This is a genomic window from Thalassospira profundimaris (genome assembly GCF_003326675.1).
Classification (GTDB): Bacteria; Pseudomonadota; Alphaproteobacteria; order Rhodospirillales; family Thalassospiraceae; genus Thalassospira; species Thalassospira aquimaris.
The window spans coordinates 53,260-66,255 of the sequence record NZ_JPWF01000006.1 but is presented as its reverse complement, the minus strand read 5'-3'; the positions used below and the strand labels follow the sequence as shown (position 1 = coordinate 66,255).

The following is a 12,996-nucleotide window of genomic DNA, read 5'->3' as shown; positions in this document are numbered from 1 at the left end:
AGGGGGACCATCAAAGCCCCAAATCAGACAATCCCGGATGATCATCAGGGCGGCGGCCAAGCGGCCAGTGGAACAGACGTTCTTGTTCCGTAATCGGCTTGTCATTGATTGACGCGACGCGATGACGCATCAGGCCATGCTCATCAAATTCCCAGTTTTCGTTGCCATAGGCACGGAACCAGTTGCCGCTGTCATCGCGATATTCATAGGCAAAGCGCACCGCAATGCGATTTTCCCTGAATGCCCAAAGTTCCTTGATCAAGCGATATTCCCGCTCCTTCTCCCACTTGCGGGTCAGGAAGGCGACGATGTTTTCACGTCCTTCAAAGATCTCGGTACGATTGCGCCAACGGCTGTCTTCGGTATAGGCCAATGCGACTTTGTTCGGGTCTTGCCCGTTCCAGCCGTCTTCGGCCATGCGGACCTTCTGCGTTGCGGTTTCAAGATCAAAGGGCGGAAGTGGTGGACGTGACATGGTTTTCATCCTTGAACTGTCATCAGGAAAAAGACCCCGGTCGACGCGGGCAGATTTGCGGAGGGGGACCGTCGACCGGGGAGACCGGATCGTTACGCAGCAGCTGCGCTAACCACCGGGAAGTCAATCGGGGTATCAAATGCCTCGTTGAGGTAATTGGTCAGGGTATTGAGCGCGACATGCGCAACGATTTCGACCAGTTCGGCTTCGCTGTAACCAGCCGCCTTGACCGCCGCGATTTCGTCCTGACCGACTTGTCCGCGCTTGTGAACAAGCGCAACAGCAAACCGTACAGCTGCATTTGCCTTCTGATCGGTCGAGGTGCCATTGCGGTTCGCGGCAATTTCCGCATCGTCAAGCTTGGCCAGGTTCTTGCCAAGATAGGTATGCGCCGACAGGCAATAATCACAGCCGTTCAACTGGGCAACCGCAAGGGCGATACGTTCACGGGTCTGGGCATCCAGTGCCCCCTTGGATAGCGCACCATTCAAACCAAGGTAACCTTCAAGGGCCGCCGGGCTGTTTGCGGTCAGACGGAAAAGGTTCGGAACAGAACCCAGCTGTTTTTTGACAGCTTCAAGCAGCGGCTGGGCATTGGCTGGTGCGGCATCAATCGAAGCAGGAAGTGTAATGCGTGACATAGGAGTTTCTCCTTAATGCGTGAATGTTTGTAGCTCATGTGTCATTATGAATACAGACCGGTCTGTCTATTTGTCAAACATATTTTTAAAACGATCATTCTGAAATTCTGAAACCGTTGATTTTCTGCGTGTTTTACGGCACAAAAAATACAGAACGGTCTGACTACTGGAGAACTAACGTGCGATCACGACGTGACGATCTTGTCGATACGGCCCTGCGCCTTTTCTACACACAGGGCTTTAATGCCACCGGGATCGACAAAATTCTGGCCGAGTCCGGCGTCGCCAAAATGACGATGTATAAGCATTTCAAATCCAAGGATGAATTGATCCTTGCGGCCTTGCTACGCCGGGATGAACAATTCCGCGAATGGCTTACTGGCGAAATGGCCAAGGCATCCGATCAGCCGCGCGAACAGCTTCTTGCGATGTTTGACGCGCTCGAAGACTGGTTCCGGGGACGTGCGTTCAAGGGACTCGGCTTTGCGGGCTGCGCATTTATCAATGCCTCAAGCGAGTTTGCGCAGCTTGATCACCCCGCCCACCGGATTGCGGCAGAACACAAACAATCCGTGCTTGATCATATTGCAGGCCTGTGCAAGGCCGCAGGCGCAAGCGATCCGGTATCACTGGCAGAGCAACTGGCATTGCTGAAAGAAGGGGCGATTGTCACTGCACAGGTCCGCGGCCTGCCCGAAGCCGCACAAACCGCAAAGGATATCGCCAAGGGCCTGCTGGATGCGGCCCTGCCCGCCTGATCGGGACGACCAAAACAAAACGGGGCCTGATGGGCCCCGTTTTGTTTTGCATTCAGATTGAACGTGTTGTTACTGGTTCAGATCAACCAGCACCACTTCACCATTCTGAAGCTTCAGACCAAGCTGCCCGTGTTTCAGGCGCAAGGCATATTGACCAAACAGGTCGCGACGCCAGCCATGCATGGCCGGAACATCAGCATTGTCATCGGCTGCGATATTCTGCAAATCATCGCCCGATGCCACCAAACGCTGTGCGACACCTTTTTCTTCGGCGCAAAGTTTCAGCAACACCTTAAGCAATTCAACCGTCGGGCCGATTCCAGCTGGCAGCTCAATGCGCTGCTTGGGTTTCGGCCACTGGTCTTGCGGCGATTCAAGGGCTGCCTTGATGGCTTCGATGATGGCGAGCCCCGGCTTGGAACTTCCGAAATTGCGGCCCACACCACGCGTTTTATCAAGATCCGCCTCGGTCATTGGCTGCCGGGCAGCGATATCGAGAAGCGTATCATCGCGCAGAATGCGGTTTCGCGGCAGGTTCTTCCGCTGGGCTTCGGTTTCACGCCATTCGCCAAGCGCACGGGCAACCGCCAGGAATTTCGGGCTGTTGGACCGGGTCTTAAGGCGCTGCCATGCTTCGGCCGGATCAATCGAATAAATCGACGGATCGGTCAGACGTTCCATTTCCTCGAAAAGCCATGCAGCACGGCCATTGGCTTCCAGCCGATCATGGAAATCTTCATAGATCACCCGCAAATGGGTGACATCGGAAAGTGCATAGGTAATCTGTTTGCTTGAAAGCGGGCGGCGCGACCAATCGGTAAAGCGCATCGACTTATCAATGCTTTTACGCGCAACCTTGTTGACCAGCGTTTCATAGCCAACCTGATCACCATATCCCAGCACCATCGCCGCCACCTGGGTATCGAATACCGGATGGGGGACCTTGCCAGACAGATGAACAAAAATCTCGATATCCTGACGGGCAGCGTGAAAAACCTTGATCACGCTTTCGTCCTGCATCAGTTCAAACAGCGGAGACAGGTCAATGCCTTCGGCAAGCGGGTCGACCGCCGCACCGTTGTCCGAATTTTCCGGGCTCGCAAGCTGCACCAGGCACAGTTGCGGCCAATAGGTCGAATCCCGCATGAATTCGGTATCGACAGTGACATATTCGAACTTGCGCAGGCTTTCACACAAGCTCCGCAGTTCTTCTGTAGTTGTAATAGGTTCCATGTCGATTGCTATATCATTGCGCGGCACAATCCGCCAGTAGCTTCGATGCAGGGCTGATCTTCAATATGGTCAGACACCAGCTGATCCAAATTCCGATAGCGGCTAGATAATCTCGTCCTCGTCCAGAAGCGGATCAGATTGCAGATGCGTTTCGATGGCATCCATACGTTCCTGAACCTCGGACGGCCGCTTGATCGACGCCACATGAAACAGTGCGTCGCCCTGATTGACAATCGGCAGATTGGTCCGCCCGATGATCAAGCCATCCTCGCGTGCAACCACTTCTTCGTCCATCTGCCCGAATGGATCCGCCACTGCGGCAACCACATCACCGGCATGAACGAATTCGCCCGCCATTTTGAAGGTCCGCAAAATACCGCCAACCGGCGCACGCAGCCAGTGACTGTTTGACGATTTGAAAGACGGAACACGTGGCGCACGTACAGTTCTTTCCGACGTCATGCCCAGCTTGCGCATCACACGCAGCACACCAGAAACCCCGGCCCGGATCGACATTTCATCGAAACGAAGCCCCTCGCCTGCTTCGTAAAGCAGGATCGGCACCCCAATTTCACGCGCGGCCTGGCGCAGGGATCCTTCACGCAGCGGGCTGGTCAGGATAATTGGCGCGCCAAAGGCCTCGGCGTATTCCATGATTTTCGGATCATCTTCATTGACCCTGATCTGCGGCAAGTTAACGCGGTTAACCGCCGCCGAATGAAGATCAATCCCGAAATCGGACCGTTCAACAATTTCATGCAGGAAAAGATGGGCAAGCTGTGCGGCAAGCGACCCGCGGGCATTCCCCGGGAAGCAGCGGTTCAAATCGCGGCGGTCGGGCAAATAGCGTGTGTGGTTCAAAAACCCGAATGCGTTGACCAGCGGCACCGCAAGCAATGTGCCGCGCATCCCGCGAAGGGCCGGTGATTTCAACACGCGGCGAATGACCTCAACACCGACAATCTCGTCACCATGGACCGCCCCGCTGACAAACAGAACAGGACCGGGGCGTTTGCCATTGATAACGTTAACTGTCAAATTAACCGGTGTGTGGTTCGACAGAAGCGAAATCGGGATATCGACAATTTTGCGCGTCCCCGGTGCAACCTTTTTCCCGCCAATCTCAAAATCTGGTGTCTTGGGGGTCTTGGGAGTTTTGTTTTTTCCCTTGGTCGAACCGGTTTCGCTCATGCCGTTATCCTTTGCCTTTGGTCCGAACCTTGCCCGGACGGTAATCTTTCTCAAGGAACTCGATAATCATGCCGGCAATGTCCTTGCCGGTTGCGCCTTCGATGCCTTCAAGGCCCGGTGACGAGTTGACTTCCATCACCACTGGCCCGTGGTTCGAACGCAAAATATCGACGCCACAAACATTTAGCCCCATTGCCTTGGCGGCTTCAACTGCTGTTGAACGTTCCTGCGGGGTAATGCGCACAGAACGCGCCGAGCCACCGCGATGGATGTTCGAACGGAAATCGCCCTCGGCACCTTTGCGCTCCATGCTGGCAACCACCTTGCCACCGATGACAAAGCAACGGATATCGGTATTGCCCGCTTCCTTGATGAATTCCTGAACCATGATGTCGACGCTGGCACCACGGAATGCTTCGATCACGGATTTGGCCGATTTTTCGGTTTCACCCAGAACCACACCAATGCCTTGCGTACCTTCAAGAAGCTTGATCACCACTGGCGCACCGCCAACGATCTGCAAGACCTCGTCGGTTTTTTTCGGATCATGGGCAAAGGCCGTAACCGGCAGGCCAACACCACGGCGCGAAAGGATCTGCAACGAACGCAGCTTGTCACGCGAACGGCCGATTGCCACTGATTCATTCAGCGGATAAACGCCCATCATTTCAAACTGGCGCAATACCGCCAGACCAAATGACGTTACCGACACACCAATACGCGGAATAACCGCCTCATAGCCCAAAAGCTTTTTACCGCCGTAATAGATTTCCGGCTTCATCGATGTGATGTTCATCGTAACGCGCAGCGTGCTGATGATATCAATCTCGTGCCCACGCGCCTCGGCTGCCTCGACCAACCGTTTGTGGGAGTAAAGATTTGGGTTACGCGCAAGCATCGCGATTTTCATAAAATGAACTCCCGTGGTCGGCATCAATAGGCGCGCGAACGATAAAGGATCGTTTGCGGGGCTTTGAAAAATTGTCAGAAAGAAAAAACGATCCTGCGGGAAATATGTTCCACTGCGTGATCGTTCTTCTGCGCATCTAACTCTGTTCGGGCTTCCCTGCAAGATAAGATTTTGATGGCTGCACCAAAAATCTTCCTGCCTTCATCGCCGTGCGCCCCAAAAGCATGGGAAACCCCATGATTGAGCGGTTGGCGAGCGACACCTCAACTTTCAATTTGTGATGCCCGACGACGATATGGGTCGACACAATGAACCGTTCTTCGGCATTTCCGTTTGACGAGCGAATCTCGCGAAGTTCAACAAGTGGCGCAAGGCACGTAATACGCCCATGCCCGTCCCCGCGATAATGCGGCAATACGAACTGGACATAATCACGACCATCTTTGGTGACCTTTTTCGGGTTCAAGGCATGAAGGGACGATGTTCTTGCCCCTGTATCCACCTTGGCCTTGATCAGGGGAACGTCAAGATCAGGAAGCCCAATCCATTCCCGCCATCCCAAAACATGCCCGTCTGCAATCAGGGCATCTATCTGGGTTTTAAAAGACGGTTTTGCTTTTTGACGTTGTAAGCTCACAGGCACTATCCGCTAATTGATCGTGCAATGAATATAGCTTGCAAAAGGCTGATCAGCCTATGATTTTTGCGTAAACGCGAAATTTAGTCCGCGGGGTCGCCGTGCTTTCCGGCAATCTGCATGTCTTCCATCACACTGCGTACCAGCGGCAAGGTCACCGCGCGCTTTTCGGCCAGTGCGCGACGATCAATCGCCGCCACCAGATCGGTCAGTGCAACAAAGGATCGCTCGATCCGCGGCAGGATATAGCTGATGGTTTGCGGCCCGGCCTGAATTTGGCGATCCGCAAACAGTTTCAACAACAATCCGACCATCAGATCATCATCCGGTGGGGAAATCTCGCACACAAGGGACGCCCCCAACCGTGATTTCAGATCGGGCAAAGCCACTTTCCAGCGCGATGGCGGCAATGTCGAGGTCATCAACAAATGCCCGCCCCGCTCCTTAAGCATGTTGTAAAGATGGAAGCAGGCGGTTTCATCAAGGGCACTATCCGCATCCTCGATCACAAGCCCCTGCGCATCGCCCAGCAACGCATCGGGATCACACCCGGCAAGATCGGTTGCCGGAACACTCAGGGCAGCGGACCGTGCGCGCCACACCTCGGCCAGATGGCTTTTGCCGCATCCCTTGGGCCCATAAAGGCACAAGGCCGGCACCGGCCAGTTCGGCCAAAGATCAATCCAGGCCACAGCTTCGCGATTACATTGGGCAACCATGAAATCATCCCGGCCAAGTGCCGGACGCATTTCAAGTGCCAGCGGCAATTGCTGCGGGGCGACTTCGGCCACACTGGCCTTCTGGTCGTCCGGCAAATCTGCCACTGTTTTGTCCGCGTCACTGGCCGGATTTTTACTTGCCCGGGTCACTGTGGTCTCAATTCTCGCCGTCTTCGAGCGCATCACCGTTTGGGTGGTCTGGCCCGTGATTATATAAACGACTACTGAGATACTGCCTTAAACCGTAACGCACAAGTACGCCTATGACAGCGGCCACCGGAACGGCAAGCATCACACCAAGCAATCCGAACACCGCACCACCAGCCAGCAAAGCAAACATCACCCAGACCGCATGCAAGCCAACCTTGTCCCCGACAAGTTTCGGGGTCAGGAAGTTGCCTTCCAAAATCTGGCCGATCCCGAACACCAGTGCCACAAGTCCCAGATCAAGGCCAAAGCCGAACTGGGCAATCGCAACGCCCATACCAACCGCAAAGCCCGCGATCATCCCGAAATAGGGCACAAAGGAAACAAGACCTGTCATCAACCCGATCACAAATCCAAATTCAAGCCCCGCAAGTGTCAGTCCCAGCCCGTAAAACAGGCCAAGCAACACACAAACCGTTGCCTGCCCGCGGACAAATCCGGCAAGGGTTTCATCAATCTCGCTTGCACATTGGCGGATGTCTGATGCCGACCGGCGCGGCAGGTAACTGTCGACCTTGGCAACGATCTTGTCCCAGTCACGCAGCAGATAGAATGACACAACCGGCGTGATGAACAGCAAACTCAGGAAGTTCAAAAGCGCCAACCCGCCCGAAAGCACATTGGTCAAAACATTGCCAACCCACTTAAGGGCATTGGCACTTTGGCCTTTGACCGCATCGGACACACTTTGCAGGGTTTCGGGCGCTACCCGGTCAAGGATATGCTGAAGATAGGGGGCGACATTGGTGCGCAACGCATCAACATAGCCGGGCAACCGTTCAAGGAAACCGGCCAACTGGCTGCCGATCATCGGCACGATCAGCAAAATCACCAGAATAAAAACAAAGAAGAACAAAGCGGTGATGATGCTTGTCGCAAAGGTACGACTGGCCCCGCGGGCTTCAAGTTTGTCGGCCAGCGGATCAAGGAAATAGGCAATTGCCATCCCCGCGACGAACGGCAAAAGGATGCCTGAAAACAGCCAGACCAGAAAAAAGAATCCGACAAGGAATACAAGCCAGAAACGTGCCTGTTGCCGTAACGTCATGTCCGGTTCCCCTCAATGCCTTTTGCAATCATGTTGGCAGGACACCCTGCCCGCCATTTCATGATCGCCCCGGCCAGATACCTATCCGCCGATCGACAAGCCCTGCAAACGGTCCGAGCCGGTCGGCTGGATGAACCAAAGTTCGCCCATGCGGCTCAGCGTCAAATTCTGCTGATTAAGGGCGGTTTCGAGCTGGTTGGTAGAGCCAACAAATTCCAGCGACAACTGAACTTCACGGCGCGACATCGCAACCACACGGGAATTCCGCACAACCGGAAGCCCGATCAGCTTGTCTTCGATCTTTGCCCAATCCTGAAGGCCGGTGATCGGCACAAACACCATCAGGCTGCCGCCCGTGCTGTAATTGATCAGGTTTGCGCGTTTCCAGCTGTCGGAAAGCTGGTCCTGAACCGACTTTGCCGCACGGACCAGCGTTTCATTCAGTGTTTCATTCGGAAGGGTATTTTCCTGAACACCGAAAATCTGCGGACCACTATTCGGGTCATAGCGGGTTACGGTCACATTGACACTTTCCCCGCCGGTCGGGCCTGCAACATCAGCACTGGCAACCACGGCAACATCCGCCCCATAGCGCTTCGCGAGTTCAGACAGGCGATCCATCGCACCATTTTCCGCCTGCTCGGCCGAAACAGTACCGATATCGGTCAAATCGCCAATCGGGGCCTTGATCGGAACAAGACCGGACGTCGCAATATTGCGCGACCATACTTCGCGCCACGGATTGGGATCATCCCACAGGCTGACATAGCCCGATGTGCGATATACCGGCACAATCATCACCGGCTTGGATTGCAATTCAGCAAAGGAAATATCGCGGAATCGCAGGAAGCGGCGCAATTCATCATCCTTGAAACGCACCGTCATGTCCGCGATGTAGCGAACCGATGATGCCTTTTCATTCGACAGACCGAAATCACGCACCATATTAGTGATTTCCGACATTGCCGGAATTTGCAATCCGGCACGATCTTCGGGCAGGGTCAGACGCGCGATGACTTCTTCAAATGCGGCGCGCTGGCCGATTTCAAGCGCCTTTTCGCGCGCGGCTGCGGCTGTTTCCGCACTTTCATCAACGTGAACGCCCGTGACGGTAAAAATGTCCTGTGCGAAAGCCGGAAAAGCCATCAGCGCAGATACGGTAACGGCGCCAGCCAACATCTTGATGTTTTTCAATGAAGTAAGCACGTATGCCTCGTTGCCCTAATCGTGTCTTGTCGAATTCTTATGCAGTGGCCTTTGTGGCACGTTGCACGCATTCTGGAAAGAAAACTCTGTCATGCGCAGGTGATCATTGCATATTGTCCGCGTTTGAGTATTTTCGGCCCAGCGGAAATTATCAAGCCCGCGTTTTTTATCAGTAGGATTGGGAAAAGCTCCTATATCTGATTAAAGGCGTCAGTAAGGCGGATTGGTCAAACAGCAGCATCCGTGCTGCGACCCGGCCCGCAAATGCCCAGTGAACGTCGCCCGAAAGTCGGTACGTACTGATGAAAAACGCGGGTTATACCGCCCTTACTTTCATGCACGCGCGAAGCCAAGGATCACCAAAATGACCGCCTCCAAAGGCCTTACCTATAAGGACTCCGGTGTCGATATCGATGCCGGCAATGCCCTTGTCGACCGAATCAAACCGCTGGCGAAAGCCACCTCTCGTTCCGGCGTCTCGGGCGGGCTTGGCGGTTTTGGTGCCCTTTTCGATCTGAAAGCTGCCGGTTACAACGATCCGGTTCTGGTCTCCTGCACCGATGGTGTCGGCACCAAGCTGAAAGTTGCCTTCCTTGCCGACAAGCATGACACGGTTGGTATCGACCTTGTCGCAATGAGTGTGAACGACCTTGTTGTTCAGGGTGCAGAACCGCTTCTGTTCCTTGATTACTTTGCAACCGGCAAACTGTCGGTCGACAATGCCGCCGACGTCGTTGCCGGTATTGCCGAGGGCTGCAAGCAGGCTGGCTGCGCGCTGATCGGTGGCGAAACCGCCGAAATGCCGGGCATGTATTCGGATGGCGAATATGACCTTGCCGGTTTTGCTGTCGGTGCTGCGGAACGTGGTGAACTTCTTGATGGCAGCAACGTTGCCGAAGGCGACGTTATCCTTGGCCTGGCATCAAGCGGTGTTCATTCCAACGGTTATTCGCTGGTCCGCAAGGTTGTCGACAAGGCAGGCCTTGGTTACGCAGACGAAGCCCCGTTCGCACCGGGCAAAACCGTTGGTGAAGCCCTGCTTGAACCGACCAAGATTTATGTCAAAAGCTGCCTGGCTGCGCACAAGGCCGGTCTGGTCAAGGCCCTTGCCCACATTACCGGTGGCGGTCTGACTGAAAACGTTCCGCGTGTTCTTCCGGAAAACCTGACCGCTGTATTTGATGCCAGCACCTGGGAATTCCTGCCGATCTTTAAATGGCTGGCCAAAGAAGGCGGTATTCCGTCTGTCGAAATGGCGCGCACCTTTAACTGCGGCATTGGCATGTGCGTCGTGGTCCCGGCCGACAAGGCCATGGGGGCCGAAGCCATCCTGCGCGAACATGGTGAAACCGTCAGCCAGATCGGTGTGATCGGCCCGCGTGCCGGTGATGGCCCGCAGGTCATCATCAAGAACATGGGCCCCGCATGGGAAAAGTAAGCAAGCTTAAACTCGCCGTTCTGGTTTCAGGCGGCGGGTCCAATTTGCAAGCCATCATTGATGCCTGCAACGCCTCCGACTACCCCGCCGAAATCGTTCTGGTTTTTTCAAACCAGCTTGATGCCGGCGGGTTGGAACGCGGACGCAAGGCCGGTATCCGTACCGAGGCGATCTCGCACAAGGGGTATCCCGGTGGGCGCGAGGCCTATGACACAGCCGTCAGCGCCCTGATCGAAGAAAGCGGTGCGGACCTTGTCGTGCTTGCAGGTTACCTGCGACTGGTCAGTGAAAGCTTTGTCACCCGCTGGAAAGACAAGCTGATCAATATCCACCCGTCGCTTCTGCCAAGCTTCAAGGGCCTGCATGTGCATCAGGCAGCCCTTGATGCCGGGGTCAAGTTTGCCGGTTGCACCGTGCATTACGTGGTCCCCGAAGTCGATAGCGGCCCGATCATTGCCCAGGCCGTCGTTCCGGTTCTTCCCGGTGATGACGCCGGCACACTGGCCCAGCGTATCCTGAAACAGGAACACCGCATCTATCCGCAAGTAATTCGCTGGATTGCAGAAAGCCGCGTTTCGGTCGATGCCAAGGGCATTGTCACTGTGGCGGATGCCAACCCGGCCGAGTTTGCAGAAATCAATCCGGCGATTGAACCGGCTTGAAAGAACCTTTGGCGCAAAGTGCGCACACTGATCAAGGGCGGATAGATTATCCGCCCTTTTTTCATATCTGCGGCTTGCGCATCTTTGATTTCAGGCCAGATTAGGCGAGCTATCCCGTTTGCTCTGCCCCATTCCCAAGGCCCCATTGATGAATAGATATTTTCGCAACACCGTGTTTGGCATCATGCTGATAACGGTTGTCCTGCCCATCGGCTTGTCGCTAATGCACAGCAATGCACATAGCGCGAGCTGGCGTGAAACCAAATGCACGCTGTATCAAACACACCGTGATGATTTGCGCGCCAAGGCGCCCTCTGACGGGTTCAGTCCGGCCTTTGATCAACAGGAAGCCGCCTTTGTCGCGTCCGGCTGCACGGAACGGGTTTATGCCTGCCCGCAAACCAAAGCCGAGCTTGATTACGCCAATCTGATGTCGGTCGTCATGACCAATGAAGGCGCGACCGGATCGTTCCTGCCCTTTGGCTGCAAGGAGCCGGGCAGATAAGCGTTCGGCCAGGTTAATGTGAACTTGGTCAAAGGGATGATATTTCTGGTTAATCTTTGACTTGCCCTGCCTCAACCACACAGATATAAAATTGAAAAATTCAAACCAAGGAGGCAGTCTTGCAGGGTAACGATTACGAACTCACCGAAACGCACGTCGCTATTTATGACGGTTTCACAAGCTTTGTGAAATGGGGCACCATTTCAATCATCGCCCTGCTGGTGCTGATGGCCATCTTCCTGCTGTGATCTGCCGATTGGCATGGATCCGGATATGCAAAAAGCTGCCGTTCAACGGCAGCTTTTTTTGTTTTTCAGATCGTGTCTGTCTCATAGGTGATGACATCAAACCCCTCCTCGCTGGTGGGGGGCTGAAACGCTGCGCAAATCTGATGGAACTGTGCATCACTGGCCGCGAATTGATGTTCCCCTGCCCGGTTGCGTGCGCGTAACCGCTGTTTGCAAATATCCTCGTCAAGATCGAGGAAATGCAACTTGTGCCCTGCCCCGACATCTTCAAAGGTCTGACGCATCCAGTTGCGCGAACGCACCGTATTGGCCGGGAAATCCAGCACCACCGAAAGCCCCGACATCAACAACATACTGATATGCGGCCCCATAACAGCGCGCAGCTTGTTTGAAACGTGAACATAGTCGGCAACCGAACACATCTGATCGCCAAACAAGGTTGAAAGCCATTCATCCTCGGCAATCAGAAGCGTACCGGGTTTGCGCGCCAATTCGGCCGCCAGTGTTGATTTACCGGCGGCAATTTTCCCGCACAGCATATGCAAAACGGCTGGCTGATGCCCGACCGGCTTTGGCAAACTTCGATCACGATAAACTGATGGCTGCATTCTTAAATCTCCCTGTCTGGAAAAGCCGGGAGACAGCTACAAAAAACCCGCCTCTCCGGCGGGTGGGTGTCATTTGGTCAAAACGTCGCTACCCCGCCATCCTATGAATGGCGGTAAAAATTCGTACGCAGGTGGTGGCGACAACGTTTTCCATATCCCGATCATGGCACGGCACCATAAGCTTGTCCAGCGCGCTGCGGCGCACAAAAAGATATCAAAACAAAAGATATTCACCCATAGGTTAAATAGCGATAAGATCAATGCGTTGTCTTGATTGATAACCCGGACCAATGCCCGGCAAGCCGAAACAATCGGACCCAACCAATTGGGCCCACCCAACTGGAGAGGAAACAATGCAAGGAAGCGACTACGATCTCGAACTTGTCAAAATGCATGAGTCAGGCTGGCATAATTGGACCAAGTTCGTTCTTTGGAGCATTATCTCTCTTGCCGTCCTGCTGTTTTTAATGGCGGCATTCCTGATCGATTAACGAACAGGCTCTTTCGAAA

At 54.4% G+C, this 12,996-nt stretch carries 16 protein-coding genes; 6 read left to right on the top strand and 10 right to left on the bottom strand.

Going from position 1 to position 12,996, the window contains the following annotated elements; genetic code table 11:
* Positions 1-10 precede the first annotated feature (10 nt).
* Positions 11-475, bottom strand: a complete 465-nt coding sequence (locus TH19_RS10180) for a nuclear transport factor 2 family protein (RefSeq protein WP_114102474.1) — start codon at positions 473-475, stop codon at positions 11-13.
* A gap of 92 nt (positions 476-567) precedes the next feature.
* Positions 568-1,116 (bottom strand): carboxymuconolactone decarboxylase family protein, encoded by a 549-nt coding sequence (locus TH19_RS10175; RefSeq protein ID WP_114102250.1) that lies wholly within the window; start codon positions 1,114-1,116, stop codon positions 568-570.
* Between the two features lie 179 nt (positions 1,117-1,295).
* On the opposite strand from TH19_RS10175, the gene TH19_RS10170 reads away from it, so the two are divergent.
* The gene (locus tag TH19_RS10170) at positions 1,296-1,874 is read left to right on the top strand and encodes a TetR/AcrR family transcriptional regulator (protein ID WP_114102249.1); all 579 of its coding nucleotides are present in this window, start codon (positions 1,296-1,298) and stop codon (positions 1,872-1,874) included.
* 69 nt (positions 1,875-1,943) lie between these two features.
* On the opposite strand, the gene rnd is transcribed toward TH19_RS10170, so the two are convergent.
* The 7 genes from rnd to TH19_RS10135 form a co-directional block, all read right to left on the bottom strand.
* Positions 1,944-3,107, bottom strand: a complete 1,164-nt coding sequence (gene rnd / locus TH19_RS10165) for a ribonuclease D (protein ID WP_114102248.1) — start codon at positions 3,105-3,107, stop codon at positions 1,944-1,946.
* Between the two features lie 102 nt (positions 3,108-3,209).
* The gene (locus TH19_RS10160; RefSeq protein ID WP_181846386.1) at positions 3,210-4,298 is read right to left on the bottom strand and encodes a succinylglutamate desuccinylase/aspartoacylase family protein; all 1,089 of its coding nucleotides are present in this window, start codon (positions 4,296-4,298) and stop codon (positions 3,210-3,212) included.
* Positions 4,299-4,302: 4 nt separating this feature from the next.
* Positions 4,303-5,208, bottom strand: coding sequence for a 30S ribosomal protein S6--L-glutamate ligase (gene rimK / locus TH19_RS10155; protein WP_114102247.1), 906 nt, complete (start codon positions 5,206-5,208; stop codon positions 4,303-4,305).
* A gap of 136 nt (positions 5,209-5,344) precedes the next feature.
* Positions 5,345-5,845, bottom strand: coding sequence for an ATP-dependent zinc protease family protein (locus TH19_RS10150; protein ID WP_114102246.1), 501 nt, complete (start codon positions 5,843-5,845; stop codon positions 5,345-5,347).
* 83 nt (positions 5,846-5,928) lie between these two features.
* Positions 5,929-6,669, bottom strand: coding sequence for an HdaA/DnaA family protein (locus TH19_RS10145; protein WP_258547905.1), 741 nt, complete (start codon positions 6,667-6,669; stop codon positions 5,929-5,931).
* Positions 6,670-6,721: 52 nt separating this feature from the next.
* Complete coding sequence (locus TH19_RS10140; RefSeq protein ID WP_114102244.1) at positions 6,722-7,819, bottom strand: AI-2E family transporter; 1,098 nt, start codon at positions 7,817-7,819, stop codon at positions 6,722-6,724.
* Between the two features lie 81 nt (positions 7,820-7,900).
* On the bottom strand, positions 7,901-9,025 hold the full coding sequence (locus tag TH19_RS10135; RefSeq protein ID WP_258547904.1) for a DUF2066 domain-containing protein: 1,125 nt from the start codon (positions 9,023-9,025) through the stop codon (positions 7,901-7,903).
* 364 nt (positions 9,026-9,389) lie between these two features.
* On the opposite strand from TH19_RS10135, the gene purM reads away from it, so the two are divergent.
* The 4 genes from purM (at position 9,390) to TH19_RS10115 (ending at position 11,878) form a co-directional block, all read left to right on the top strand.
* Positions 9,390-10,463: a phosphoribosylformylglycinamidine cyclo-ligase gene (purM, locus tag TH19_RS10130; RefSeq protein WP_114102242.1), complete on the top strand. Its 1,074-nt coding sequence runs from the start codon at positions 9,390-9,392 to the stop codon at positions 10,461-10,463.
* Positions 10,451-11,125, top strand: coding sequence for a phosphoribosylglycinamide formyltransferase (gene purN / locus TH19_RS10125; protein ID WP_114102241.1), 675 nt, complete (start codon positions 10,451-10,453; stop codon positions 11,123-11,125). The genes purM and purN overlap by 13 nt, the downstream gene beginning before the upstream one ends.
* 148 nt (positions 11,126-11,273) lie before the next feature.
* Complete coding sequence (locus TH19_RS10120) at positions 11,274-11,630, top strand: hypothetical protein (RefSeq protein WP_114102240.1); 357 nt, start codon at positions 11,274-11,276, stop codon at positions 11,628-11,630.
* 119 nt (positions 11,631-11,749) lie between these two features.
* A complete protein-coding gene (locus TH19_RS10115) occupies positions 11,750-11,878 on the top strand; it encodes an aa3-type cytochrome c oxidase subunit IV (RefSeq protein ID WP_114102239.1) in 129 nt (42 codons plus the stop codon).
* Between the two features lie 65 nt (positions 11,879-11,943).
* On the opposite strand, the gene TH19_RS10110 is transcribed toward TH19_RS10115, so the two are convergent.
* Positions 11,944-12,486 (bottom strand): P-loop nucleotide/nucleoside kinase family protein, encoded by a 543-nt coding sequence (locus tag TH19_RS10110; protein WP_114102238.1) that lies wholly within the window; start codon positions 12,484-12,486, stop codon positions 11,944-11,946.
* A gap of 353 nt (positions 12,487-12,839) precedes the next feature.
* Between TH19_RS10110 and TH19_RS22735 the strand changes: the two genes are divergently transcribed.
* Positions 12,840-12,977 (top strand): hypothetical protein, encoded by a 138-nt coding sequence (locus TH19_RS22735; RefSeq protein ID WP_181846385.1) that lies wholly within the window; start codon positions 12,840-12,842, stop codon positions 12,975-12,977.
* Positions 12,978-12,996: the final 19 nt, after the last annotated feature.

Bases quoted from the DNA above. Each gene is read 5' to 3' on its own strand.
- TH19_RS10180 (WP_114102474.1), bottom strand. From the start codon at position 475: ATGTCACGTCCACCACTTCCGCCCTTTGATCTTGAAACCGCAACGCAG.
- TH19_RS10175 (WP_114102250.1), bottom strand. From the start codon at position 1,116: ATGTCACGCATTACACTTCCTGCTTCGATTGATGCCGCACCAGCCAAT.
- rnd (WP_114102248.1), bottom strand. From the start codon at position 3,107: ATGGAACCTATTACAACTACAGAAGAACTGCGGAGCTTGTGTGAAAGC.
- TH19_RS10160 (WP_181846386.1), bottom strand. From the start codon at position 4,298: ATGAGCGAAACCGGTTCGACCAAGGGAAAAAACAAAACTCCCAAGACC.
- rimK (WP_114102247.1), bottom strand. From the start codon at position 5,208: ATGAAAATCGCGATGCTTGCGCGTAACCCAAATCTTTACTCCCACAAA.
- TH19_RS10140 (WP_114102244.1), bottom strand. From the start codon at position 7,819: ATGACGTTACGGCAACAGGCACGTTTCTGGCTTGTATTCCTTGTCGGA.
- purM (WP_114102242.1), top strand. From the start codon at position 9,390: ATGACCGCCTCCAAAGGCCTTACCTATAAGGACTCCGGTGTCGATATC.
- purN (WP_114102241.1), top strand. From the start codon at position 10,451: ATGGGAAAAGTAAGCAAGCTTAAACTCGCCGTTCTGGTTTCAGGCGGC.
- TH19_RS10120 (WP_114102240.1), top strand. From the start codon at position 11,274: ATGAATAGATATTTTCGCAACACCGTGTTTGGCATCATGCTGATAACG.
- TH19_RS10110 (WP_114102238.1), bottom strand. From the start codon at position 12,486: ATGCAGCCATCAGTTTATCGTGATCGAAGTTTGCCAAAGCCGGTCGGG.
- TH19_RS22735 (WP_181846385.1), top strand. From the start codon at position 12,840: ATGCAAGGAAGCGACTACGATCTCGAACTTGTCAAAATGCATGAGTCA.